The sequence below is a fragment of the Achromobacter sp. genome, assembly GCF_036567245.1.
Lineage (GTDB): Bacteria > Pseudomonadota > Gammaproteobacteria > Burkholderiales > Burkholderiaceae_B > Achromobacter.
On the sequence record NZ_DATCUY010000582.1, the window covers coordinates 1 to 23,337 of the forward strand.

24 protein-coding genes are annotated in these 23,337 nt (G+C 64.1%); 10 read left to right on the forward strand and 14 right to left on the reverse strand.

The annotated features are described in order from the left end of the window. Both VIR09_RS24600 and VIR09_RS24605 read left to right on the forward strand, forming a co-directional pair. A partial coding sequence (locus tag VIR09_RS24600) for an SDR family oxidoreductase (RefSeq protein WP_332015227.1) occupies window positions 1-671 on the forward strand: 671 nt, incomplete at its 5' end. A 186-nt stretch (window positions 672-857) separates the two neighbouring features. Then, window positions 858-3,821 carry an autotransporter outer membrane beta-barrel domain-containing protein gene (locus VIR09_RS24605; protein ID WP_332015228.1) on the forward strand — a complete coding sequence of 988 codons (2,964 nt, stop codon included), beginning with the start codon at window positions 858-860 and terminating at the stop codon, window positions 3,819-3,821. A gap of 39 nt (window positions 3,822-3,860) precedes the next feature. Here the strand turns inward: VIR09_RS24605 and VIR09_RS24610 are convergent, their stop codons facing one another. Next, window positions 3,861-4,379: an O-acetyl-ADP-ribose deacetylase gene (locus VIR09_RS24610; protein ID WP_332015229.1), complete on the reverse strand. Its 519-nt coding sequence runs from the start codon at window positions 4,377-4,379 to the stop codon at window positions 3,861-3,863. Between the two features lie 203 nt (window positions 4,380-4,582). On the opposite strand from VIR09_RS24610, the gene VIR09_RS24615 reads away from it, so the two are divergent. After that, window positions 4,583-5,509, forward strand: coding sequence for an alpha/beta hydrolase (locus VIR09_RS24615; RefSeq protein ID WP_332015230.1), 927 nt, complete (start codon window positions 4,583-4,585; stop codon window positions 5,507-5,509). Window positions 5,510-5,567: 58 nt separating this feature from the next. Here VIR09_RS24615 and VIR09_RS24620 read toward each other — a convergent pair whose 3' ends face one another. The 3 genes from VIR09_RS24620 to VIR09_RS24630 all read right to left on the reverse strand — a co-directional run bounded on the left by VIR09_RS24620 (window position 5,568) and on the right by VIR09_RS24630 (window position 7,432). Further along, complete coding sequence (locus VIR09_RS24620) at window positions 5,568-5,978, reverse strand: VOC family protein (RefSeq protein WP_332015231.1); 411 nt, start codon at window positions 5,976-5,978, stop codon at window positions 5,568-5,570. A gap of 67 nt (window positions 5,979-6,045) precedes the next feature. Then, window positions 6,046-6,441: a GNAT family N-acetyltransferase gene (locus tag VIR09_RS24625; RefSeq protein ID WP_332015232.1), complete on the reverse strand. Its 396-nt coding sequence runs from the start codon at window positions 6,439-6,441 to the stop codon at window positions 6,046-6,048. Window positions 6,442-6,538: 97 nt separating this feature from the next. Continuing rightward, a complete protein-coding gene (locus VIR09_RS24630) occupies window positions 6,539-7,432 on the reverse strand; it encodes a LysR family transcriptional regulator (RefSeq protein ID WP_332015233.1) in 894 nt (297 codons plus the stop codon). A 109-nt stretch (window positions 7,433-7,541) separates the two neighbouring features. Here VIR09_RS24630 and VIR09_RS24635 point away from each other — a divergent pair, with 109 nt between their 5' ends. Both VIR09_RS24635 and VIR09_RS24640 read left to right on the forward strand, forming a co-directional pair. Further along, window positions 7,542-8,438: an NmrA/HSCARG family protein gene (locus VIR09_RS24635; RefSeq protein WP_332015234.1), complete on the forward strand. Its 897-nt coding sequence runs from the start codon at window positions 7,542-7,544 to the stop codon at window positions 8,436-8,438. 1 nt (window position 8,439) lies between these two features. Beyond that, entirely contained in the window at window positions 8,440-8,694 is a 255-nt protein-coding gene (locus tag VIR09_RS24640) for a DUF2798 domain-containing protein (RefSeq protein WP_332015235.1), read from the forward strand. 64 nt (window positions 8,695-8,758) lie between these two features. Here the strand turns inward: VIR09_RS24640 and VIR09_RS24645 are convergent, their stop codons facing one another. The 8 genes from VIR09_RS24645 to VIR09_RS24680 all read right to left on the reverse strand — a co-directional run bounded on the left by VIR09_RS24645 (window position 8,759) and on the right by VIR09_RS24680 (window position 15,974). Then, entirely contained in the window at window positions 8,759-9,388 is a 630-nt protein-coding gene (locus VIR09_RS24645; RefSeq protein ID WP_332015236.1) for a TetR/AcrR family transcriptional regulator, read from the reverse strand. Further along, entirely contained in the window at window positions 9,385-9,702 is a 318-nt protein-coding gene (locus tag VIR09_RS24650) for a DMT family transporter (protein ID WP_332015237.1), read from the reverse strand. The genes VIR09_RS24645 and VIR09_RS24650 overlap by 4 nt, the downstream gene beginning before the upstream one ends. A 67-nt stretch (window positions 9,703-9,769) precedes the next feature. Continuing rightward, window positions 9,770-10,507, reverse strand: a complete 738-nt coding sequence (locus VIR09_RS24655; RefSeq protein WP_332015238.1) for a 3-oxoacyl-ACP reductase family protein — start codon at window positions 10,505-10,507, stop codon at window positions 9,770-9,772. Between the two features lie 67 nt (window positions 10,508-10,574). Continuing rightward, window positions 10,575-11,780: a 3-sulfinopropanoyl-CoA desulfinase gene (gene acdA / locus VIR09_RS24660; protein ID WP_332015239.1), complete on the reverse strand. Its 1,206-nt coding sequence runs from the start codon at window positions 11,778-11,780 to the stop codon at window positions 10,575-10,577. Window positions 11,781-11,833: 53 nt separating this feature from the next. After that, entirely contained in the window at window positions 11,834-12,793 is a 960-nt protein-coding gene (locus VIR09_RS24665; RefSeq protein ID WP_332015240.1) for a tripartite tricarboxylate transporter substrate binding protein, read from the reverse strand. A 43-nt stretch (window positions 12,794-12,836) separates the two neighbouring features. After that, the gene (locus tag VIR09_RS24670; RefSeq protein WP_332015241.1) at window positions 12,837-14,051 is read right to left on the reverse strand and encodes a CaiB/BaiF CoA-transferase family protein; all 1,215 of its coding nucleotides are present in this window, start codon (window positions 14,049-14,051) and stop codon (window positions 12,837-12,839) included. A gap of 111 nt (window positions 14,052-14,162) precedes the next feature. Beyond that, window positions 14,163-15,074, reverse strand: a complete 912-nt coding sequence (locus tag VIR09_RS24675) for a LysR family transcriptional regulator (RefSeq protein WP_332015242.1) — start codon at window positions 15,072-15,074, stop codon at window positions 14,163-14,165. Window positions 15,075-15,092: 18 nt separating this feature from the next. After that, window positions 15,093-15,974, reverse strand: a complete 882-nt coding sequence (locus VIR09_RS24680) for a LysR family transcriptional regulator (RefSeq protein WP_332015243.1) — start codon at window positions 15,972-15,974, stop codon at window positions 15,093-15,095. Window positions 15,975-16,167: 193 nt separating this feature from the next. On the opposite strand from VIR09_RS24680, the gene VIR09_RS24685 reads away from it, so the two are divergent. Beyond that, on the forward strand, window positions 16,168-17,154 hold the full coding sequence (locus tag VIR09_RS24685; protein ID WP_332015244.1) for a tripartite tricarboxylate transporter substrate binding protein: 987 nt from the start codon (window positions 16,168-16,170) through the stop codon (window positions 17,152-17,154). Window positions 17,155-17,169: 15 nt separating this feature from the next. On the opposite strand, the gene VIR09_RS24690 is transcribed toward VIR09_RS24685, so the two are convergent. Next, window positions 17,170-18,141: a LysR family transcriptional regulator gene (locus VIR09_RS24690; protein WP_332015245.1), complete on the reverse strand. Its 972-nt coding sequence runs from the start codon at window positions 18,139-18,141 to the stop codon at window positions 17,170-17,172. Window positions 18,142-18,221: 80 nt separating this feature from the next. Here VIR09_RS24690 and VIR09_RS24695 point away from each other — a divergent pair, with 80 nt between their 5' ends. The 3 genes from VIR09_RS24695 to VIR09_RS24705 are packed head-to-tail and all read left to right on the forward strand — an operon-like array spanning window position 18,222 to window position 21,418. Next, a complete protein-coding gene (locus VIR09_RS24695; RefSeq protein WP_332015246.1) occupies window positions 18,222-19,379 on the forward strand; it encodes an ABC transporter substrate-binding protein in 1,158 nt (385 codons plus the stop codon). A 16-nt stretch (window positions 19,380-19,395) separates the two neighbouring features. Continuing rightward, window positions 19,396-20,466, forward strand: coding sequence for an aromatic ring-hydroxylating dioxygenase subunit alpha (locus VIR09_RS24700; RefSeq protein WP_332015247.1), 1,071 nt, complete (start codon window positions 19,396-19,398; stop codon window positions 20,464-20,466). Between the two features lies 1 nt (window position 20,467). Then, complete coding sequence (locus VIR09_RS24705; protein ID WP_332015248.1) at window positions 20,468-21,418, forward strand: PDR/VanB family oxidoreductase; 951 nt, start codon at window positions 20,468-20,470, stop codon at window positions 21,416-21,418. On the opposite strand, the gene VIR09_RS24710 is transcribed toward VIR09_RS24705, so the two are convergent. Beyond that, the gene (locus VIR09_RS24710) at window positions 21,415-22,074 is read right to left on the reverse strand and encodes a GntR family transcriptional regulator (RefSeq protein ID WP_207467706.1); all 660 of its coding nucleotides are present in this window, start codon (window positions 22,072-22,074) and stop codon (window positions 21,415-21,417) included. The genes VIR09_RS24705 and VIR09_RS24710 overlap by 4 nt on opposite strands. Window positions 22,075-22,422: 348 nt before the next feature. On the opposite strand from VIR09_RS24710, the gene VIR09_RS24715 reads away from it, so the two are divergent. Beyond that, window positions 22,423-23,325 carry a dihydrodipicolinate synthase family protein gene (locus tag VIR09_RS24715; protein ID WP_332015249.1) on the forward strand — a complete coding sequence of 301 codons (903 nt, stop codon included), beginning with the start codon at window positions 22,423-22,425 and terminating at the stop codon, window positions 23,323-23,325. The last annotated feature ends 12 nt before the right edge of the window (window positions 23,326-23,337 follow it).

Consider the following 23,337-nt stretch of genomic DNA (forward strand, 5'->3'; position numbering starts at 1 on the left):
CGCGCGTCGCCGTCCACTACAACGCCGCAAGCGATGCCGCCGACGAGGTCGTGGGCCAGATCCAGGCCGCAGGCGGGCAAGCCTGGGCCCTGCAGGCCGACCTGTCGCAAGCCGACGCCGCCGCGGCGTTGGCGCGAGACCTGCGCGCCTCGCTCCAGGAACGCTACGCCGACGACGGCCTGGACATCCTGGTCAACAACGCCGCCGTGGGCCTGCGCGCGCGCTTGCCCGAAGTCACGCCGGAAGCGTTCGACCGTGTGCTGCAAGTGAACCTGAAGACTCCCTTCTTCCTGATCCAGCAAACCCTGCCCTTCCTGCGCGACCACGGCCGGATCGTCAATGTTTCCTCCATGGGCACCCGCGCCGCCTATCCGGAAATGAGCGTCTACGCGCCAGCCAAGGCCGGCCTGGAAGCGCTGACCCTGCTGTTGGCCAGCGAACTGGGCACGCGCGGCATCACGGTCAACGCCGTCCTCCCCGGCGCCACAGCCACGGACCTCAATGCCCGGGCGAGGGATCCCGAGCAAAGCAGGCTCATCGCCAAGACCATTGCGCTCGGACGCGTCGGGCAGCCTGAGGATATTGCGGATGTCGTGGCCTTTCTGGCGTCGCACGAGGGGCGCTGGATTACCGGGCAGAGTATCGATGCGACGGGCGGACAGCGATTGTAGGGTTGGGGGAATCCAGCTGCCGGCCAATTTACACATGCAAGTGTGCATTCCACATTTGCACTAGGCAGAAAGTAGTAGTACGGTTTCACGAAGTTCATGTTGTGTCTGCTCGAAAGGACGACGCATCGATGTTCCTGCAGCGTCCAGATTGACTTTCGGTCACATCCCCTCTGGCAGGAGCCGCTCGTGAAATGCGCAGAACATGAAGACATCCCCCATGTTTTTCAATCGCCGAACCTCGCGGCCCGTATTGCCATCGGGCTTGCCGCGACCCTCAGCGGTTCGGCGACGATTGCAGACGAGGTCCCGCAAGGCACCTACACAACCCCCTTTCGGGTTGTGACCGGCGAAGAAAAGACGTTTGTCGGCGGCACGGTCATCACACCTATCCCCCCCTACCCCCCACCCTTGGGCGGTACGGGTATTCAGGTCCAGGGCGGATTGGCCATCCTGGACCCCTCGCTCGGCAATGGAACGCCCATCCGCATAAGCGTTAACGGCGATGCCATCGACGGCTTGTATGTCAGAAGCGGCGGCAAGATGGTAGTCAGGCCAGGAGGCGTCTATGTATATGCCACCGGCGGCAGCGTGCGGGGCATTTACAACGTCGGGTCGACAGGCCTTCCGGCAGAGTTCGATGGTACGAACGTGTATGTCACGACGGATTTCGCCGGCTCCCATGCCCTGCGCACCTATGGCGCCGCCGCGACGACAGTACTGCGGAACTCGACGCTGACCACCTTGCAAAACGGCTCCAAGGGCGCCGAGGTGTGGCAAGGCGCCAAAGCCGACCTGCGCGACACCACCATCCTGACCAAGGGCACGACCGCGTACGGCGTCCACGTCTTCGAAAATAACAGCCAACTCACGGCAACGAACGGATCGATCACCACCGAGGGCACAAACGCATACGGCGTTCTGGTACAGGATTACGGCAAATTCAGCGGCACCGGCACGTCGGTTCGCGCACAAAATGCGATCGGCGTCTATGTCTTCACCAACGGCATCTTCCAGTCCGATGGGATGACCATCCAGTCCGACCGCACTTACGGCATGTACGTCAACGGCGGCAGTGCCACATTGAAAGACACGCAGGTGAGCACGCTGGCCGCCAGCTCGTTTGCGCTGTTCGTCAACGGCGGGCCGCCCGCGACCGTGGATGGCGGGCAGATTCTGACCTTCGCCGACCGTTCAGTGGCCGTGCGCACCCAGTCCGGCGCCGTGGCGAACATCAACGGCACGCGGGTGAGCACGCTGGGACTGGCGGCGTACGGCATCCACGTCGAGGGCTGGGGCACGGTCAATCTGGGCCGCGACGGCGAGACGGGAAGCCTGGTCGACACCCAGGGCACGGACGCCGATGCTGTACGCGTGTCGGTCAACGCCACGCGCTTCAGCGCCACCGGCGCGACGCTGCAAACCGCAGGCGCAAATGCCCAGGGCCTGCACCTGACCGGGGCGGCGGGCGGCGCGGCAAAGACGTTCACCCTTGTGGACTCCAAGATCGCCTCAGCCCGAGCCGACGGCATACACCTGTCGGAGGGACCCGCCATCGTGTCTTTGACCGGCTCCTCCGTCACCGGCGGCAATGCCGCCATCAACGTCGGCGCCACTGGCGCCGCGACGGCGGATATCGGCGCCAGCGGCAGCTTGATCCAGGGGCGCGTGCTGACGCAGCCTGGCAGCACGACCAACCTTTCCATGAGCAATGACAGCAATTGGGTGGTGACGGGGGACTCCACCGTCACGAACCTGGTCAATACCAACAGCCTCATCGACTTCACGCCCCCGCAGACAGGCACATACAAGACCGTCACGACGCAGAATTACAGCGGGAACGGCATCATCGCGCTCAACACCTTTCTGGGAGATGACAGTTCCCCATCAGACAGGCTTGTCATCGATGGCGGGAGCGCCACAGGCGCATCGCAACTGCGCATAAAGAACAGTGGCGGCCCCGGGGCGTTGACGACGGCAAGCGGGATTCAGGTAGTCGAAGTGGTCAATGGCGGGGTATCCGGGGCGGGTGCGTTCACGCTGTCCGGTCGCGCGGTGGCCGGCCCCTACGAATATCGGCTCTACCGGGGGACCGCCGCGGCGCCGACCGATCAGAACTGGTACTTGCGGTCTGAAAAAGAACCGGATCCGCCAATCCCGCCCTCCCCGCCCGGGCCGACACCCGACCCCGAGCCCCTGTACCGGCCCGAAGTTGCGGCTTACCTGGCCAACCAACGCCTGGTTGGCCAGATGTTCGTGCAAAGCATGCACGACCGGTTGGGCGAACCTCAATTCATCGAATCGCAACAGTTCGCAGATGACAGCAGCAAGCGCAAGGCGCTCTGGCTGCGCATGTCAGGAAAATGGGAAGGCAGCCACAGCCGCGACGGCAACTTTGACGTTAGCACCGACCTTTTCCTGTTGCAGGGCGGCGGCGATCTTGCGCAATGGAAGCTTTTTTCAGAGACCGATCGCTTGCACCTGGGAGCCATGCTCGGATACGGGACGGCTGACAGCACTGCCCGCGCCGACGGCAACCCGTACAAGGCAAAAGGCCGCGTCAACGGCTACAGCGCAGGCGTGTATGGCACATGGTTTCAAAACGACGCGACCAAACTGGGCGCCTATGTGGACACCTGGTTTCAGTACGGCTGGTTCAACAACCGAGTGCAAGGAGCCGAACTGCCGCGCGTGGACTACGACTCGCAGGCTTGGGCGATATCCGCGGAAGCCGGCTACGCATTCAAGCTGCGGGAGAACTGGACGCTGGAGCCGCAGGCTCAAATAATCTATGTCGACTCCAACACCGACAGCGTCACCGAGCAGAACGGCACCCGAGTCGACCGTGCCGATTCGAACGGGACCATTACCCGCTTTGGGGTACGTACCTTCACCACGTTTGACCTTGGCAACAACCGCAAGGCCCAACCCTTCGCAACCGTGAACTGGTGGCACAGCAGCGTCGACAGTTCCGTGTCTTTCAATCAACTGCCCCTTGGAGACTTGTATCCCAAGGACCGGTACGAATTGAAGGTGGGCGTGCATGCCGACTTCAGGAAAGGCTGGACGGGATGGGTCAACGCTTCCGGCAGCTGGGGCGCGCAAGACTACCACCAGTATGTGGGGCGGATCGGCGTGAAGTACACGTGGTGAGGCCAGCGTGAATGCAACACGTCGAATGGGTCCGGCCGACTAGAGAATCGGCCGGTTCAAGACGCGTTCATATTGAGAAAGGTCTTCTGGAGAGAAGCAGCAGAAGATCACCTCTCGGACAGAAGAGTCCCCAGCCAGGCTTTCACGCACCGTCTTGACTGCCACCTCCGCCGCCAATTCGATGGGATACCCATATATCCCCGTGCTGATGCTGGGGAACGCAATCGATGTGACCGCCCTTTGTTCGGCAAGCTCGATGCATCGGCGATAACAGCTGGCCAGCAGCGCTGGTTCCCCGCTATCTCCGCCCCGCCATACCGGCCCCACCGTATGGATGATGTACCGAGCGGACAGGCGATAGGCTTTGGTCACCTTCGCATCCCCCGTCTTGCAGCCGCCCAGCAACCTGCATTCATGCACCAGGTCCGGACCCGCCGCGCGATGGATGGCGCCATCGACTCCGCCCCCGCCTAGCAATGAAGAGTTTGCGGCATTGACGATGGCGTCCACCTGGAGCTTCGTAATGTCTGAACGGATTGCGCGCAGGCTTGTGACCATGATCTTGCTCCTTGCGGTACGAGCGCCGTTGCCGCGGCGCGTTTACGGGGCGATCTTCCTGGCAGCCAGCGCAAGGCCAGCGTCGAGAGCGATTCTGCGGCACTGAATGATCTCTGGTTTCCCCAAGTACGAGTCATGGGAGTCCGTCTACAATTTCGCCTGCCCCATACAGCCAAAATTGTAGACCGACACCGCCTCATCCCATGAAACGACGCTTTCTGAATGCCCTGCTGATTGTCCTCCTCGCCAGCTTCGGCATGCCTGATGGTCCGACGCAAGCCCAGGCGCAATCGACGCAAAAGATGCAATCTGGCGAGGGACGCCCATACGAAATCGCCGACAGCGAGGTATGGGATGTGCCCGATCCGGTATCGGGCCGCGGCTACCAAGTCTTCGTTGCCTTGCCGCCGTCCTATGCCAAGCAACCGCAGCGGCGCTACCCCGTGCTTTATGTGACTGACGCGGACTATGCTTTCCCGATCATCCGACAATTAGGGCGCCGCCTGAACGTTGAAGGGCCGCAGATCGAGGAGTTCATTCTTGTCGGCCTGTCTTATGGCAAGGGCGAAGACGGCGGAGTCAGCCGCCAGCGCGACTACACGCCGACCCCGAACGGCCCAAGCACTGCGCCAGCCAACGCAATCCATGGCCAGGCGCTCGCCTATCAACGGTACCTGCGCGATCAGGTAAAGCCTTACATCACCGCCCGCTACAGGACGGACCCAGCCAAAGCCCTCTTTCTTGGCCATTCCTACGGCGCACTGCTTGGAGCGCAGATCCTTTTCACCGAGCCCGGCATGTTCAACAGCTATATCCTGGGCAGTCCGTCTCTGTGGTACGACAAGCGATATGCCTTGAAGCTCGAAGCGCGCTATGCCCAGCAGCATCAGGACCTGACGGCGAACGTTTATCTTTATGTCGGCGCCTACGAGGCCCTGCGCAAAGGCGATCGGCGCTACAACCAGACGGTGGACATGGTCGCCGACAACCGGGCTCTTGAAGCCGCGTTGCGGGACCGGAAATATCCAGGCTTGAAACTGAAGTCCGTGATCCTGGACGACGAGGACCACCTCAGCGTCGCGCCGCGTGGCTTCACGCAGGCCTTGAAGTATCTGCTACCGGTGCGTTGACCAATTGCTGAGATCTGACCTGAATCCATGGGGCGGATGCGAAACGGATACGCATGCTCTAGATCGCAGGTCCCTTCAATTCGATTTGATTGCCGTCGGGATCGAAGCAGTAGATCGAGAGTCCTTCGCCTTCCGCGCCATATCGCTTTACGGCCTTGTCCGCCGTAATGCCGAAACCCTGCAAATGCTGGAGGATGGCAGTTTCATCGAACGGATCGACCCGCAGGCAAAAGTGGTCGAGATTGTGCCGGTCTTTCCCTGGAGCCCCGCCGCCTGCGGCACCCAAGGGTCCTTGCACATCGACCAGATCGATCATGGAGCCGCCGGCGCTCAGATGGATCATGGCGTACTCATCGTTCCTCTTCTTGATGGAACAGCCTAGTACCTTTGTATAAAAGTCCACGCTGCGCGCCATGTCTTGCACTCTCAGGACGACATGGTCCAAATGCTTGATCTGAAATACCGACATGATGATCCTCCTGGGCCGAAAGAGATTTGGATTGGATAGTGGCCAACTCCAGACGGGTGGCGGCCCCTCAAAAAAATGATCGGAGCTTCACGAATACGAGCTCGGGATCGCCGTCATCCAGATTTTCAATTTGGCCGCTTCGGATATAGCCAAGCTGACCAAGCAACTGGCGCATCGCGAGGTTTGAAGTGTTGGTCGACGTAAACAATTTTCCTCCCTGGCATTGCAACTCCAGCGTCCGCAGGATTGCCGTAGCGACGCCACGGCGTCGCGCCGAATGCTTGACGACGACCAGCGGAATGAAATCGTGCTCGAAGAACGAGTGGTTAAGCACGCCGTAACCAATCAGCGCCGACGCATCCTCCGCTTCCGTCGCGGCCCAGCATTGGCCAGCAGCCACCGCATGGGCAATAAATGTCCTCCTGCCCAGTTCTTGCCTGGCGATCGGATCCAGTTCAACCATCGAATCGATGTCTCCGCTCTGGGCTATCCGGACGTTCGTTTGGGGAGACATGGTCGCCGCGCATGGGAATAGGAGGATTCTTAGTCTACCGTGCCAGCTAGAACCGATCGAGCTTCAGCCCAGCCGCCAGATAATCAACGAAAGCTCGCACCTTGGCGGGTGGAAGCCTGTTCTCCTGCCAAAGCGCGTGTATGGGCACCGGCTTGGACTCGAAATCTTCGAGTATGACTTCCACCTGCCCGGCATCCAGCAGATGCCTGATCTGCCACAGTGGCGAATAGCCGATACCGAGCCCGGCGCTGACAGCAGAATAGATCGCTGCCATCGTATTGGTCCGGAACGGCCCCCGGACCCCGACGCTGCGCCGCTTGCCGTCTATCTGAAAGGCCCATTGCCCCGGCCCCTGATCGACGGTCCTGGCGATACAGGCGTGCTGGCGCAGTTCCGACGGATGCGCGGGACGACCATGCTGTTCGAAATAGGAAGGCGCTCCGAATACGACTCTGCGCAAGGCTCCCAGTCGCCGCCCTTGCAAGCCGGAATCCGGCAGGTCGGCGATGCGCACGACCAGGTCGAGACCTGCGGCGGCAAGATCGACAAAGGAATCCGTCAACTGCAGATCGACTTCGATCTGGGGGTATGCGCGCATGTACTCCGCGATGATCGGCACCAGGAAATCCGGGCCGAACAGCACCGGGGCGCCTACACGCAATATGCCTGACGGCGCGGCTCGCCGGTCGGCGACTTCCAGCCGGGCTTCGCCTATCTCTTCCATTGCCGGCTTGACGCGCCGGAAAAAGGCCTCGCCCGCTTCGCTGAGCGAGGAATGCCGCGTGGTGCGATGGACAAGCTGAACGCCCACGTCTTCTTCCAGCGCAGCAAGAGAACGGCTGACGGCCTGTAGCGAGCGGCCGAGATGGCGCGCGGCCTTTGTCAGGCTGCCGGTTTCAGCGATATGGATGAACGCTTCGAGGTCTTCCAGGCGGCTCATTATTTATCTCGGATATCGTGATTCATTTTCAATTTCCACGAGTATTGTTCCACCAATCGGTAGAAAATACACTGCCTTCGTACTCACACGCACACGAAGGAGAAACCCTGTGAACGGCACTCAACCCATTGTTTTGGTCGTCGGCGCCACCGGCAAATTCGCAAGCCTGGTGGTTCCTGAATTGCAGCGGCGCAAGGTTGCTGTCCGGGCGCTCGTTCGTGACGAAGCGCGCGCCGATTTGGCCCGTACACATGGCGCGACGCAGACCGCCATCGGCGACCTCCGCGACATCGACAGTCTTGCAGCCGCTACGCAAGGCGTGGACGGCGTGTTTCATATCGGCCCCGCGTTCGCTTCCGACGAAGCGCCCATGGGAGTCGCCTTGGTTCAGGCGGCGGAGCGCAGCGGCGTGAGGAAATTTGTCTTCTCGTCGGTCATCCAGCCGACGAACACGCGCCTGGCCAATCACGCCAGCAAGATTCCGGTGGAGGACGCCCTCTACTCCTCACGGCTGGAATACACGATCCTGCATCCTGCAAACTTCATGCAGAACATCGGCTTGGCCTGGCTATCGATCCGCGACCACGCCTGCTTCGGCGAACCCTTCCCCGAGGACACCAGCATCGCCCGTGTGGATTATCGGGATGTCGCGGAGATTGCCGCAATCGCCTTGACCGGGGACAGGCTCGCCTTCGCCACCTTGGAGCTGTGCGCGGGCATGTACAGCCGCAGGGACATCGTGGCAGCCCTGTCTGCAGAACTGGGATCGCCGGTCGCTGCGTTGCAGCCCAGCTTCAGTGCATGGGCGGAAAATGCGCGACTGCCTTATGGCAATCATCAATTGCCTTTGCTGTCGAAGGTTTTCGATCACTATCGCGCCTATGGACTCGGGGGCAATAGTCTTGCGCTGAAGGCTGCGCTCGGACGCGAGCCGCGCTCGCTGCGCACATACATCAAGGACCTGATCGCCGAGAAAAACTCTGCGCGGAACGGCGGGGAGTATTGAAATGGCCAAGTACCCGCCCAGATCCGCCCTGAAAAAGCTCCCGCAGCGCTATGCCCCCTTCCTGATGCCGCTGGTTCTTTCAGTGTTCATGTCCGCCATCGTTTCAGCGGTGGCGACGGCCACGAGTGTGGGCGTGGGCCCGGATTTTGCCATCAGTTGGCCTGGCGCCTGGGGAGCCTCCTGGATCGTCGCCTTTCCAAGCCTCTTGCTGTTGTTGCCGGTCGTGCGCCGGATCGTCGCCTGGATGGTCGCCTAGCCATAGGCTCGGCAGCGCAAGCCAAACCATGTTCAGCCGCCCGCGTACGCGCTGCGGCCGAACATCAATTGGCCGGCCAGGCCAACATCGCGGCATCGATGATCATGTTGAGCTTCTTCACGCCGGCGCCGTCGCGGGCCTGGATCGACAGGCCTTCGAGCACGGTGGTGTAGAAGGCGGCAAGCTGATGGACATCGGCGGACGGCGCGAGGTCGCCCTCCGCTATGCCTTGCGCCAGACGCTCCCTCAACTGCGATTCCCCGTCCTCTCGGTTTGCGGCAAGAAACGCGCGCACGCTTTCGTTTTCGGGCGCGCCCAGCAGCGACGACAACACGATCATGCAACCCCGCGGCCCCTCGGCGACGGCATAGGCGCGTGCGTTCGATCGCAGCATGGTTTCGACAGCCTCACGGGCCGTGCGGGCCACGCTGAGGCTCTGCGACGTCGCCCGCCCCTCGACGCGGTCGTAGAGTTCGACGGCCTGCCGGAAGATCTCTTCCTTGCACCCGAAGGTCGCATAGAGGCTGGGCTTGTTGACTCCGGTGGCGCTGACGAGATCCTGGATCGAGGTGCCTTCATAACCTTGCGTCCAGAAGGTCCGCATGGCCGCCAGCAAGGCCAGGTCTTTGTCGAACTCCTTGGGACGCCCGATTTTCGGCGCGGGTGCCGGTTTTGCCTGCTTGCCGGAATTCACGATTCAATTATCCGCAGTCCTGCCACACCAATGCCGATCAGCCCCAGGAACAGTAGCTTGGCCGATGACATCTGCTCGCCGAGCACCAATGTTCCGAAAACCGCCACGCCAAAAACGCCGATACCCACCCAGATTGCGTAAGCAGTGCCCACCGGCAGATGCTTCAGGGCCAAGGCGAGCAGTACCAGGCTCAGCATGGCGACGCTTATGCCGATCAGACTCGGCCAAAACCTCGTCAAACCGTCTGCCTGCTTCAGCGCCATTGCCCAGACGATTTCAAGCATGCCGGCCAGAACCAAAAGTCCCCAGGCCATTTGTATCCCCATTCCTGTTTGACTGTGATTGGATCATGCCACCAACGGTTCCGCCCATGCGGAGATCCTAGGCGGTGAAGCCTCCATCAATCGCGAGCGATGCGCCGGTGATGAATTGGCTCTCGGCCCCGGCAAGATAACCGACGGCCGCCGCAATCTCCTCGGGTTTGGCATAGCGCTTGACCGCCATGAGCTCCAGCTCGGCGGATACCGTCGGGCCATCGGCGGGATTCATGTCGGTGTCGGTCGACCCGGGATCGACAATGTTGACCGTAATGCCACGGCTGCCGACCTCGCGCGCGAGACCCTTGGTGAATCCGATGAGCGCGGACTTGCTCATCGCATAGAGCGTCACGCCCCCATAGGGTACGCGTTGAGCGAAGCAGGAGCCGATGGAGATAATGCGGCCGCCTGACCCCATGTAAGCCAGCGCGGCTTGCGAGGCCACGAACACCGCCCTGGCGTGGATCGCCAGGGTGTCGTCGATTTCTTCCAGCGTGGCGTCCTCGACCGGCCCGTAGGGGAACACGCCGGCGCTATTGACCAGTATGTCCAGCCTGCCCAGTTCGCCAGCAGTCTGCTCCACCGCTGACCGGACGGCGGCCGGATCGCGGCTGTCCGCCTTGATGGCCAGGACCTTGGCGCCGGTTTTGCCGAGTTCATGGACGTAGTCTGTGGCCGCCTGATCCGACCTGGCATAGGTGAACGCGACATCGGCGCCCCGTTCTGCAAATCTTCGAACGATGGCGGCGCCGATGCCGCGCGTTCCCCCAGTAACCAGCGCGACCTTGCCTTGGAATTCCATTGCGAAAGCTCCTTTTATACCGATCGGTTCAAAAGATGCTACGCGAGGTGGAATTCATCGTCAAGCATCACCGCCCCCGCAGATACCCATCCCGCGTTTGCGGCAGCTTCATCCCTAGCACGGCGGACGCGACCTGGGTACGCAGGATCTGCGCGGTGCCGCCCGCGATCGTGAACATGCGCGCATCGCGCACGTGGCGTTCCATCGGCAGGTCGCGCCCGTAGCCGGACGAGCCATGCAACTGCAAGGCGTCGTTGGTCACGCGTTGCGCCGTTTCGGCGGCAAAGATCTTGGCCTGCGCGGCCAGCGACAGATCCGGAAAGCCGAAGGTCCGCGGCGTACCGCTGCGCGCGGCGGCGTGCAGCATGTGCCGCGCGGCGTTCAGCTGGATGGCCATGTCGGCCACCATCCACTGCAAGCCCTGGAACTCGGCTATCGGCCGGCCGAACTGCTGGCGTTGCTTGACGTAGTCGACGGCCTCCTCGAAGGCGCCCTGCGCGATGCCCAACGCCACGGTGCCCGCGCCCACGCGCTGGGCGTTGTAGGCCTGCATCAGGCCGGCGAAACCGCGCTTGAGACCCTCCGGCGGCACCACCAGCATGGACTTGTGCACCTTGAGGTCGTGGAACCGGAGATAGGTCTCGGGTATGCCCCGCACGCCCATGGCGTAGGAACGCTTGGAGATCTCCAAGCCATCATCCGCGCCGTCCGGCTCGCGCACATGGATGAACGCGCCTATGCCCAGGTCCTCGCCATCGTCGATGACCCGCGCAAAGATCAAATGCAGGCGCGACACCCCGCCCCCGGTGATCCAGTATTTCTCGCCATTGATGAGGTAGTCGTCGCCCTTGCGGACTGCCCTGGTCCCCATTTCACTGGCTGCGCTGCCCGCCTGGGGCTCCGAGATGCAGATGGCGGGCTTGTCGCCCGCCAGCACGCACCTGGCGGCCAGGGTCTTCTGTTCATCGCTGCCGTACTGCATGATGGCGCCGATAGCGCCCATATTGGCTTCGACCGAGATGCGTCCCATGGTGGCGCAGGCCTTGGCCATTTCCTCCACGACCAGGACGGTATCGAGATAGCCCAGCCCCTGTCCGCCGTACTCCCGTGGAATCGTCATGCCCATGAAGCCGCTTTCGCGCAGCAGCCGGACATTGTCCCAGGGGTACTGTTCGGACTGGTCGGTGGCCGCGGCCGTCGGTTTGAATACGGTCTGCGCCAGTTCGCGCGCGCGCTGTTGCAGCGCCAATTGGTCTTGGGAAAGTTCAGTCATTGTTCATCCTTGCTACGTGCAAAACTCCGGCCAGGCCGAAAGGCCCGCCGGCATCAACCCACCTTGATATCCGCGCGCCGCGCCACCTCGGCCCAGCGTTCGACCTCGCTGCGCGTCAGCGCCGCCAGTTCCTGCGGCGTGCCTCCGCCCGCATCGGCGCCCAGCGCGATCCAGCGCTGCACGAATACTGGATCGGCAAACGCGTCGTTGACCGCCGCGTTGAGCACGCGCACCACGTCCGCCGGCGTGGACGGCGGCGCATAGATGCCGTACCAGCTGGTCGCGTCGTAATTGGCCGCGCCGCTCTCCGCCGCCGTGGGCACGTCGGGCAGGCTGGGCGAGCGCACCTTCGAGGTCACGGCGATCGCGCGCACGCTGCCCGCCCGGATGTGCTGGATGGCCGAAGGCATGGTTTCGAACATCATGTGCACGTTCCCCGCAATGATGTCGACGATCGCCGGCGCTGAACCGCGATAGGGCACATGCATCATCTGCGTGCCGGTGACGTTCTTGAAGTATTCGGCCATCAGATGCTGCATGGTGCCCGCGCCCGGCGTGGCATAGCTGTACTTGTCCGGATTGGCCTTCAGCAGCGCCACCAGTTCCTGCACGTTCTGCGCGGGCAGATCCTTGTTGACGATCAGCGCATGGTTGACGCGCCCCAGAAAGCCCACGGCGCTCATGTCGCGGATGTCGTATCCCAGCTTCGGATACACGGACTGGGCGATCGCATGATGCACCGCGCCGAACAGGATCGCGTACCCGTCGGGACGGGCCTTGGCCACGGCGTCCGCTCCCAGCGTGCCGCCGGCGCCGCCACGGTTTTCCACGATGACCGATTGGGCCAGGCTGGCGCGCATCGGCTCGGCCAGCTGCCGCGACAGGATGTCCACGGTACCGCCCGGCGCGTAAGGCGCAACCAGCCTGATGCTCTGCGACGGGTACTTGCCTTGCGCAAATGCCCTGCTCAATGGCGTCAATGCAGCAAGCGCCAACAACTGTCTCCTATCCATGCCTCTCTCCTCGTGTATCCGCCCTCGTCCGGGGCGGTGTTGTCTAAGGTGTGTGACGTCGACCCTGCTGACTGGCGCCCGACCAATCGGCCAGGATCTGCTGCGCGTGCTCGTCCAGGCGGGGCGGCGGCCTGCGGTAAGAGACCGGCGTGGCGGACAGCTTCAAGGGGTTCGCCAACAGGTTCAGCTCGCCGCCTTGCGCCCATGCGCAAGGCATGCGCAAATGCGCGCCGCGGGCCTGAACGTGCGGATCATTGAACACATCGCGCAAATCGTTGACCGGGCCGCAAGGCACGCCCACGGCTTCCAGCTGTTCCAGCCAGGTTTTTCTGGGGCGCTGGGCCAGCGCTTCCTGTACCCGCTGGCAAAGTTCGGCGCGATGGGCGACCCGGGCAGCGTTGGAGGCATAGCGCTCGTCGTCAGCCAGGCCGGCGACTCCGGCCACCTCGCAGAAGCGCCGGAACTGCGCATCGTTGCCCACGGCAAGAATCATGGGGCCGTCCGCGGCGTCGAACACCTGGTAAGGCACGATGTTCGGATGGCCGTTGCCCAGGCGCGCAGGCGGCTCCTGCGTGGCAAGATAGTTCGTCCCCGCGTTCACCAGCCAGGCAATCTGGCTGTCCAGCAGCGAGATGTCGATGTGCTGCCCCAAGCCGGTCGCGTCCCGATGGCGCAGCGCCGCCAGGATGCCGACGGCGGCATACATGCCGGTCATGACGTCGGCAATGCCTACGCCCACCTTCATCGGCGCGCCCTGGGGCTCGCCGGTAAGGCTCATGATCCCGCCCATGCCCTGGATCAGGAAGTCGTAGCCGGCGCGCTTCGCATAGGGCCCCGTCTGGCCGAATCCGGTGATGGAGCAATAGACCAGGCGCGGGTATCGATTCTTGAGCTGCGCGTAGTCCAAGCCATACCTGGCCAGGCCGCCAACCTTGTAGTTTTCGACCAGCACATCGGCATTGCCCAGCAGTTGGTGCAGCGTGTCGCGGCCCGCTTCAGTGGCGATGTCGAGCGCGATGGACCGCTTGTTGCGATTGGCGCTCAGGTAGTACGCGCTTTCCGTCGTCGCGCGGCCCTCCTGGTCGTTGATATACGGCGGTCCCCACTTCCGGGTGTCGTCGCCCTCGTCCGGCTTTTCCACCTTGACCACGTCCGCGCCCAGGTCGCCCAACAGCTGCGTCGCGCTCGGGCCCGCCAGGATGCGCGAGAGGTCCAGGACACGCACGCCGCTGAGCGCGGAAGCTTCCACTGACTGCATACGCCTTCTCCATCAGAGTCGATCGATGCAGTCTAGAATTCGCAATCTTCACCTTCAATTGAGTTTTTTTTCAATATGAAGGGGAACGTGCCGGGACGTGGCCGCGCGGCTTTACTTGAGCGGGAACTTCAGCTTGGGAGCGGCCTCCCTGACCATGGCCCAGAAGGCATGCGCGGCGGGCGACAGCCTGCGTTCGTTCAGGCACGCCAGGCCCATCCTGCGCTTGGAGGCGGGGCTGATCTTCCTGTAAACCAGCCCGTCGTAGGCCTGCGGCAGCACCAGCGACGCGAGCACCGAGATGCCCTGCCCGCGCCTGACGAATTCCAGGATGGACATGATCTGCGAGAGGTCGTGCGCGATATGCGGCTTGGCGCCAGCGCGCTCGAACATCCGGGTAATGACCGGCTGCGAACCCGCGCGCGTCATGATCAGGGGATAGTCGATCAGGTCCTTCACCGCGATCGTCTTGCGCCCGGCCAGCGGATGGCCGGTGGGAAGTACCACCATCAGCTCATCGGTGACCAGCGCCAGCGTGTCGAAATCAGGTTTGGGCAAGGCCACCACCCCTATCTCGATGCGGCGTTCGACCAGCGCGCGCTCCAGCTCGGGGTCCGGCTTCTCGGTCACGAATACGTCGACGCCTGGATAGCGGGCTTTGAACATCTCCAGCAACTGGGGCAGGATGTTCAAGGAGGAACTCGCGCCCAGGGAGCCGAGATTCAGCAGGCCCGAACGCAGGCCGGCGCTGGCGCTCGCCGTCGCCCGCACGATCTGCAGGGAAGCGAACACGTCCCTGACGTGCGGCAGGATCTGCTGCCCGGCATAGGTGAAATGCACGCCCGAGGCATTGCGGTCGAGCAAAGGCGCCCCCAGCGTGGCCTCCAGCGTGCGCAGGGCGTGGCTGGTAGCCGAAGGCGTCATCCCCAACCGCGCGCCGGCGCCCGCAATACTGTCGGCCGATGCCAACGCCAGCAACAATTCGAGCTGTCTGAGGGAGAGGGATTTTGCTGCCTGATCCGGCATGGCCGTCGCTCCTTGGTGCTAGTTCGCCAGCGCCTGCGCCAGCTCCAACGCCCGCGCCAGAAATGCCGACGCGTCGTCCTTGCGATAACTGACGATCACCGGCGACACAAAAGTATCGGCGTCGATCGCCACATGCGCCACATCCTGGCGCTGCAGCCGCTGCACCGATGCCGGCACCACCGTCACCCCCAGCCCCGCCGCCACCAGGCCGATGGCGGTCTGCAGTTCGTTGGCCTCCTGTACCACTTGCGGCGCATGTCCCGCCGCGCGGAACAGCCCCAGCACATGGTCGGAAAAATTCGGCCGCGGGCGCGCCGGGTATAGCACGAAGGGTTCGCGCGCCAGGCGTTCGACCGATACCCGCCGCAGGCGCGCCACCGGGTGACCCAATGGGACCGCCGCCATCAACGGTTCTGTCATCAGCACGCGCCGCTCGATGGCGGGGTCGTCGAACAGGATGCGGCCTATGCCCAGATCGATGCGTCCGGCCTTCAGCGCCTCCAGTTGCGGCAAGGTGGTCATTTCCGTGAGGCCCACTTCGACCTGCGGGTCCGCATTGCGCAGCTGCCGGATCAGCTCGGGTACGAAGCCGTAGAGCGTAGATGGCACGAAGCCTATGCCGAACCAGCGCCGCTGGGTCTGCCCCAGCCGGCGCGTGCCCTCGAGCACCTCTTCCAGGCGCGCCGTCAGCAGGCGCGACTGCTCCAGCAGGAAACGGCCCGCTTCAGTGAGACGCAGCGCCCGCGTGGTGCGCTCGAACAACTGCACGCCCAGTTCTTCCTCGAACAGGCGTATCTGCCGGCTGAGCGGCGGCTGGGCCATGTGCAGCCGGGCGGCCGCGCGCGTGAAGCTGCCTTCTTCCGCCACAGCCTGGAAATAGCGCAGTTGCCTCAATTGCATTGCATGGCCCCATACATACCATAAAGGTATCAATCGGAACCCATATAGTCTTGGACTAGCAGGGAAAACGCAAGCCATACTGAGTCATCGCACGAACCTGATCGTAAAAGTATGAATCCCGGGAGTTTCCTCCCACGGGTCTCGGACCATCGGCGCGCGGCGACACAATAATTCCAGCACTACGGAGACCATCATGCGCTTGCGCCCTGTATTCAAACGACTTGCCCAGGCCTGCATGGGCCTGGCGCTGCTGGGCGGCGCATCCGCGGCGCTGGCGCAGACCTACCCGGATCATCCAGTCAAATGGATCGTGCCCTTCCCACCGGGCGGCGCGATGGACAGCATCGCCCGCACCCTGGGCGAATCCATGGGCAAGCAGCTCAACACCACCTTCGTCGTGGAAAACCGCGCGGGCGCCGGCGGCAATATCGGCGCGGCCAGCGTGGCCCGCGCCAAGCCCGACGGCTACACCATCCTGATCGTGGCCAACGGCATGGCCGTCAATCCGGCGCTGTACGCGGACCTGAACTACGACCCGATCAAGGACTTCGCGCCGATCTCGCTGCTGGCCGTGGTGCCGAACGTGCTGGTCACCAATCCCGCGCGTACCGGCGCCACCAGCGTGCAGGATGTGATCGCCAAGGCCAAGGCCCAGCCCAACCACTACACCTACGCCTCCGCCGGCGTGGGCACCTCCATCCATCTGGCGGGCGAGCTGTTCCTGTCCATGGCGCAGGTGGACATGCTGCACGTGCCCTACAAGGGCAGCGGTCCGGCCATCGCCGACTTGCTGGGCGGACAGGTGGACTACATGTTCGACAGCATCACCTCCGCCAAGCCGCACATCGAAGCCGGCAAGCTGCGCGCGCTGGCGGTGACCACCAGCAAGCGTTCAGCCGCCCTGCCGGATGTGCCCACCGTGGCGGAAAGCGGCTTGCCCGGTTACGAGTTGATGCCGTGGTTCGCGGCATTCGCCCCGGCCGGCACGCCGCCCGAGGTAGTCGCGAAGCTGAACGCGGCCATGCGCGCGGCGCTGAACGAACCGAAGGTGCGCGCCACGCTGGACTCGATCGGCGCGGAGTCCATCGGCGGCACGCCGGATGAATTGCGCAACCACCTGGCGCGCGAAACCGCGCAATGGAAGACGCTGGTCAAGGAACGGAACATCAAGATCAACTGAGGCTGGCGCGGGGGCTCAGGCCCTGCGGCGTCCGGCGGGCATGGTATCCCACGGATACCCGTCAAACGTATCTTTCACCAGCTCCCGCAGCCAGATGATGGCCGGGTCCTGGTGAAAGCGCGGATGCCAATGCTGCCGCAGCGCGAAGGACGGCAGCGGCAATGGCGGCTCCAGCACTTTGACCACGCCGTAGCCGCCAAACACATTGCCCAATTCCTGCGGCACCGTGGCGATCAGGTCCGGATGCTGGTCCAGCAATAGCGGCACCACCAGGAAGTGCGGCGTGGACAGGAAGATGTTGCGCTTGACGCCCTGCTCCTCCAGCGCGCTGTCATAGGCCTCGGACGAACGCCCCGCCAGCGTCACGACGATATGCGGCATGCGCTGGAATTGTTCCAGCGTCAGCTCGTCGGCCACCTCCTTGTTCTTCACGCTGACCAGCGTCACGAAGCGGTGCATGAACAGCTGCTGCTGAAACAGGCCCTGTGGCGCCGCGCGCAGCGATCCCAGCACCAGGTCCACCTCGCCCGAGGCCAGCAGCGGCTCGACCTGCTGCAGCGGCACCTGGCGCGTGCGCAGGGTGCAGTGCGGCGCCAGTTCGCGCAGGCGCTTGATCAGCGGCGGCAGGAACACCAGTTCACCCATGTCCGTCATGCACAGGGTGAAGACGCGCATGGCCGAGGCCGGATCGAACTGCGCCTGCGACAGCACCTGTCCGCGTATGGTCGCCATCAACGCCAGGATGGTCGGCGCCAGGCTCTCTGATTTCGGCGTGGGTTGCATGCCCTGGCCGGTCTTCACGAACAGCGGGTCGTCGAAGAACGCGCGCAAGCGGTTCACGGCATGGCTCATGGCGCTTTGCGACAGGCCCAGCTGTTCGCCGGCGCGCGTCACGCTGCGTTCGCGCATCAGGCTGTCGAAGACGGCGAGCAGGTTGAGATCCAATTTCTCGTTATGCATATCGTGCATTTCCAGAATCATGCTCATGACATTGACGCATATTCCGCCGCTCTCTATCGTCTTGTCAAACGCCGCGCAGACCGGCGTTTCCACAAGGAGACAAGATCTTGAAACCCCTTCTACACCCCGTGCGCGCGGTGCTGGTTTCGTGCGCCCTGCTGTCCTGTAGCGCCGCCTCGGCCGATGTCGGCGTCGGCGTCATCCTGTCGCTCACCGGCCCGGCCGCGTCGCTGGGCGGCCCTGCCAAAAACGCGATAGATCTGCTGCCGCGCGAGATCGCCGGCGAGGCGGTGCGCTACATCGTGCTGGACGACGCGTCCGACGCCACCGGCGCGGCCCGCGCCTTCCGCCGGCTGGTCGACGAACACAACGTGGACGTGGTGCTGGGCACCTCGGTCACCCCCGCCACCCTGACCCTGCTGCCCATCGCCCAGGAGAAGAAGGTGCCCTTGATGAGCCTGGCGGCCGGGGCCAAGCTGGTCGAACCCATGGACGCGCAGCGCCACTGGGTGTTCAAGGTGGTGCAGAACGAGAACCTGATGGTGGCCAGCACCGTCGCGCACATGCAGGCCGCCGGCGTGAAGTCGCTGGGCTTTATCGGCTTCGCCGATGCCTACGGCGACAGCTGGCTGGCCGAAGTCTCCGCGCAGGCTGCGCGCGCCGGCATCAAGCTGGCTGCCTCGGAACGCTACGTGAAGACGGATACGAGCGTCACCGCTCAAACCCTGAAGCTGCTGGCAGCCAAGCCGGACGCGGTCATCGTGGCGGCCTCCGGCACGCCCGGGGCGCTGCCGCAGAAGTCCCTGCGCGAACGCGGCTACGCCGGCCGCATCTACCAGACCTACGGCATCGCCAACCGCGAGTTCCTGCGCATCGCGGGCAAGGATGCCGAAGGTGCGCTATTCGCGGTGGGCCCGGTCGTGGTCGCCAGCCAGCTGGATGAGGCCAACCCGATACGCGCGGTCGCCATGGACCTGACGCAGCGCTACGAAGCCGCCCACGGCAAGGATTCCATGTCGGTGTTCGCGGCCAACGCCTGGGATGCCGGCATCGTGCTGCAACAGGCCTTGAAGGCCACGCTGCCCAAGGCCAAACCTGGCACGCCGGAATTCAGGGCGGGCCTGCGCGATGCGCTGGAAGCCACCCGCGACGCCGTCACCTCGCAAGGCGTGTCCACCATGTCGCCCACCGACCACGTCGGCTATGACGAACGCGCCGCTGTCATGGTGCAGATCAAGGACGGCGCCTGGCGCTACGTCAAGTAAACACAGGAGCAAACCCATGTTCATCAAAAACACCTGGTACGTCGCGGCCTGGGACCAGGAAGTCAGCGCCGACGGCTTGTTCTCGCGCACCATCATCGGCGTGCCCGTGCTGATGTACCGCGATGGCGCGGGCCGGCTGGTGGCGCTGGAAGACCGCTGCTGCCACCGCGGCGCGCCCTTGTCGGTGGGACGGCGCGAAGGCGATTGCGTGCGCTGCATGTACCACGGCCTGAAGTTCGATCCGACCGGCGCCTGTGTCGAAGCGCCAGCGCAGGCGCGCATTCCGCCGCAGGCCAAGGTGCGCACCTTCCCGGTGGTGGAGCGGCACCGCTGGATCTGGATCTGGATGGGCGATCCGGAACGCGCCGACCCGGCCCTCATCCCCGACACCCAATGGCTGGACCATCCGGACTGGCGCAGCCTGGACGGCTACATCCATTACGACGTCAACTATCTGCTGATCGCCGACAACCTGCTCGATTTCTCGCATCTGCCCTTCGTGCACCCCACCACCCTGGGCGGCAGCGAAGACTATGCCTCGGTATCGCCCAAGGTCGACCGGCTGCCCGATGGCGTGCGCATCACGCGCTGGACGCTCAACACCGAAGCGCCCGCCTTCGCAAAGAAGGTCCGCGAGTGGCCAGGCCTGGTGGACCGCTGGAACATCTACAACTTCACGCTGCCCGGCATCCTGCTGATGGATTCGGGCATGGCTCCGGCAGGCGGCGGCGCGCAGGAAGGCAATCGCGCAGGCGGGATCGAATTCCGCGGCTGCCAGGCCCTGACGCCGGAGACCGCGACATCCACCCACTATTTCTTCGCACATCCGCACAACTTCTCCATCGACCGGCCCGACATCACCGCGTCCATCCATCAGAGCGTGGTGGACGCCTTCGACGAAGACCGCGACATCATCACCGCGCAGCAGCGCTCCTTGTCGCTGGCGCCTGACTTCAAGATGGTGCCGCTGTCCATTGACGCCGCGCTGTCCCAGTTCCGCTGGGTGGTGGCACGTCGCGTCGAGGAAGAGCAGCAGCAGGCCGCGGCAGGCGCGTCCGGCGTGCGCGCGGCTCAGGCGGTGGCCTGAGATGCGTCGGTTGATGGTCAGCCGCATCGTGCGCGAGGCGAGCGGCGTGCTGGGCCTGCATCTGCGCAGCCCCGACGGCGCCATGCTGCCGGCATTCGAAGCCGGCGCGCATGTGGATGTGGCGCTGGGCAATGGCCTGCTCAGGCAGTACTCCCTATGCGGCGATCCGGCGGAGCTGGGGGTCTACCGGCTGGGCATCGGCCTCGCGGCCGGCTCGCGCGGCGGCTCGCGCTACGTCCATGAACAGCTGCGCGAAGGCGACCTGGTGGATATCGGCGAACCCAGGCAATTGTTCGGGTTGCATGCACAGGCCGGCGCCCATGTCTTCATCGCGGGCGGCATAGGCATAACGCCTATCCTCAGCATGATCCATGCCTGTGTAAGGCGCGGCGAGCCCTGGCGGCTGCTGTACTGCGTGCGCGACCGCGACGCGGCCGCCTACCTTGCCGAACTCGTCCTCCACGGCGAACGCGTGGATCTGCATGTCGACAGCGAACAAGGCGGCGCGCGCTGCGACCTGGATGCGTACCTGGCCGCGCGGCAAGAGCCCGGCCTGCATGTCTATTGCTGCGGGCCCGCGCCGCTGATGGATGCCGTGGCCGCGGCTTGCAAACGGCGCGGCATCTCCGCGCCCCGCGTGCATTTCGAACGTTTCGCCGTCGCCCCGCCCGCCGAAGCGGAAGCTGGCGCAGCTTTCAGGATCAAGCTGGTCCGCAGCGGCGGCTGCCACGAAGTGCCTCCGGACAAGTCCGTGCTGGACGTCTTGGAGGCGGCCGGCGTCGCCTGGCCCCACTCCTGCCGCGAAGGCCTGTGTCGCAGCTGCGAGGCCGGCGTGCTATCCGGCGAGGTGGATCACCGCGACTATGTCCTCAGCGACGAGGAACGCGCCGCCAACCGCAGCATGATGGTCTGCGTGTCGCGCGGCTGCGGCACGCTGGAGCTGGATGTCTAGGCGGGTTCCTGCAAGGCCGACGCATCCAGCAGATGGTCGACGATGGCGAGTATCTGCTCGGCGGCCTCGGCGATATGGCGCTCCAGCGCGGCCTCGGCTTCTTCGGCCCGGCCCTGCCGGGCGAGCGCGATCAGTTCGCTGTGTTCGTCGTGCGCCTGTTGGCGGATCGGCGCGTTGACGATCTGGAAGCGGAAGTAGCGTTCGGACTTTTCGTGCAGCGCGCGCACCATGGCCAGCGCGGCAGGCCGTTGCGCCGAGCGGTACAGCAGTTCATGCAGCTGCCAGTTCAGGCGGCCCCACTGCTCGGGCTCGGCGGCGTCCATCTGCGCCACCACCTGGCTGGCCAGGTCCAGATCCTGGACCTCGCGCTGCTGCACGGCCAGGCGGAACAGCCACGGTTCCAGCCGCAGGCGGATATCGAAAAACTCCTGTACCTCGGCCCGAGACAGCATGGACACATAGGCGCCGCGATGCGGGATCATGTCGATCAGCCCTTCGGCGCTGAGCTGGCGGATGGCCTCCCGCACCGGCAGCCGGCTCACGCCCAGTTCCTCGGCGAACAATTCCTGGCGCAGCGCGGAGCCGGGAGGAATCGCGCCCGACAGGATGCGGTCGCGCAGTTCGTCGACCACCAGTTCGACGGCGGTCTTGCGCACGAGGCGGCCGGGCGAACCGGCCGGGGGACGGGATGGGTTTGTTACGGAAAGCGGCGAATTCTGGGACATGAAACCTGCCTGGTTATACCGTCCGGCGAAGGCCGTACGGGATGGGACTGGGCGGAACCGGCTCGATCATGCCCAGGAAAACCCCGAGAGACAGCTAGTGCCCGCAGCCCTTTTAATGTGAGTATATTGGATCCATGATCCAGTTCAAGCCGCCACTCCCAGAGTGTCGGTCCGAGGCCCTCGCCTCGTTTTTTTAAATCCCATATTTTTGGATCCAATATCCAATAACCAGTATCCAACCGGAACAATCCGGACGGACCACATACCAGGAGTCGCAGCATGAGCATTCAATGGCAAGGCGTATTCCCCGCCGTCACCACCAAGCTGAAACCCGATTTTTCACTGGACCTGGACGCCATCCGCCTGGGACTGGAACGCCTGATCGAGAACGGCGTGGGCGGCGTGGTGATGATGGGCATGGTCGGCGAAAACGCCCAGCTCTCGCCCGAAGAGAAATTGCAGGTGCTGCGCACCGCCGTGGAGACCGTGCGCGGCCGGGTGCCGGTGGTCTCGGGCGTGGCGGAGACCGGCACGGCGCGCGCCGCCGCCTTCGCGCAGGAAGCCGCCCGCATCGGCGTGAACGGCCTGATGGTTTTCCCCGGCCTGACCTACAAATCCGACGCCCGCGAGACCGTGGCCTTCTACCGCACGGTGGCGCGGGCCAGCGCCCTGCCCATCCTGCTCTACAACAACCCGCGCGGCTACGGCGTGGACCTGACCCCGGACCTCGTGGCCGAACTGCTGGAAGAGCCCACCATCGTCGCCATCAAGGAGGAATCCTACGACACCACCCGCGTGACCGACCTGATCACGCGCTTCGGCGAGCGCCTTGCCGTAGTTTGCGGCGTGGACGACCTGATCCTGGAAAGCGCCGCCCTGGGCGTGACCGCCTGGGTGTCGGGCATGGCCAATGCGGTGCCCAAGGCCTCGGTCGATCTGCTGAAGCTGGCCGTCGAAGGAGATTTCGTGCGGGCCCGCAAGCTCTATGCCGCGTTGACGCCGCTGTTCCATCTGGACACGGTGGTCAAGCTGGTGCAGCACATCAAACTGGCCGAACACCTCATCACCGGCAGCGCCGAAACCGTCAAGCCGCCGCGCCTGGATCTGGCCGGGGCCGAACGCGAACGCACCATCGCCATCACCAAGCAGACGCTCGCGGACCTTTCCGCCCTGGGCTACTGATATCGGAGCCGC

What these genes read in the sequence shown, in the direction of transcription:
- VIR09_RS24700 (WP_332015247.1), top strand. Translation starts at nt 19,396, where the DNA reads ATGTTCATCAAAAACACCTGGTACGTCGCGGCCTGGGACCAGGAAGTC.
- VIR09_RS24680 (WP_332015243.1), bottom strand. Translation starts at nt 15,974, where the DNA reads ATGCAATTGAGGCAACTGCGCTATTTCCAGGCTGTGGCGGAAGAAGGC.
- VIR09_RS24630 (WP_332015233.1), bottom strand. Translation starts at nt 7,432, where the DNA reads ATGAGCCGCCTGGAAGACCTCGAAGCGTTCATCCATATCGCTGAAACC.
- VIR09_RS24670 (WP_332015241.1), bottom strand. Translation starts at nt 14,051, where the DNA reads ATGCAGTCAGTGGAAGCTTCCGCGCTCAGCGGCGTGCGTGTCCTGGAC.
- VIR09_RS24620 (WP_332015231.1), bottom strand. Translation starts at nt 5,978, where the DNA reads ATGTCGGTATTTCAGATCAAGCATTTGGACCATGTCGTCCTGAGAGTG.
- VIR09_RS24615 (WP_332015230.1), top strand. Translation starts at nt 4,583, where the DNA reads ATGAAACGACGCTTTCTGAATGCCCTGCTGATTGTCCTCCTCGCCAGC.
- VIR09_RS24655 (WP_332015238.1), bottom strand. Translation starts at nt 10,507, where the DNA reads ATGGAATTCCAAGGCAAGGTCGCGCTGGTTACTGGGGGAACGCGCGGC.
- VIR09_RS24675 (WP_332015242.1), bottom strand. Translation starts at nt 15,074, where the DNA reads ATGCCGGATCAGGCAGCAAAATCCCTCTCCCTCAGACAGCTCGAATTG.
- VIR09_RS24665 (WP_332015240.1), bottom strand. Translation starts at nt 12,793, where the DNA reads ATGGATAGGAGACAGTTGTTGGCGCTTGCTGCATTGACGCCATTGAGC.
- VIR09_RS24625 (WP_332015232.1), bottom strand. Translation starts at nt 6,441, where the DNA reads ATGGTTGAACTGGATCCGATCGCCAGGCAAGAACTGGGCAGGAGGACA.
- VIR09_RS24715 (WP_332015249.1), top strand. Translation starts at nt 22,423, where the DNA reads ATGAGCATTCAATGGCAAGGCGTATTCCCCGCCGTCACCACCAAGCTG.
- acdA (WP_332015239.1), bottom strand. Translation starts at nt 11,780, where the DNA reads ATGACTGAACTTTCCCAAGACCAATTGGCGCTGCAACAGCGCGCGCGC.
- VIR09_RS24685 (WP_332015244.1), top strand. Translation starts at nt 16,168, where the DNA reads ATGCGCTTGCGCCCTGTATTCAAACGACTTGCCCAGGCCTGCATGGGC.
- VIR09_RS24650 (WP_332015237.1), bottom strand. Translation starts at nt 9,702, where the DNA reads ATGGCCTGGGGACTTTTGGTTCTGGCCGGCATGCTTGAAATCGTCTGG.
- VIR09_RS24705 (WP_332015248.1), top strand. Translation starts at nt 20,468, where the DNA reads ATGCGTCGGTTGATGGTCAGCCGCATCGTGCGCGAGGCGAGCGGCGTG.
- VIR09_RS24640 (WP_332015235.1), top strand. Translation starts at nt 8,440, where the DNA reads ATGGCCAAGTACCCGCCCAGATCCGCCCTGAAAAAGCTCCCGCAGCGC.
- VIR09_RS24690 (WP_332015245.1), bottom strand. Translation starts at nt 18,141, where the DNA reads ATGAGCATGATTCTGGAAATGCACGATATGCATAACGAGAAATTGGAT.
- VIR09_RS24610 (WP_332015229.1), bottom strand. Translation starts at nt 4,379, where the DNA reads ATGGTCACAAGCCTGCGCGCAATCCGTTCAGACATTACGAAGCTCCAG.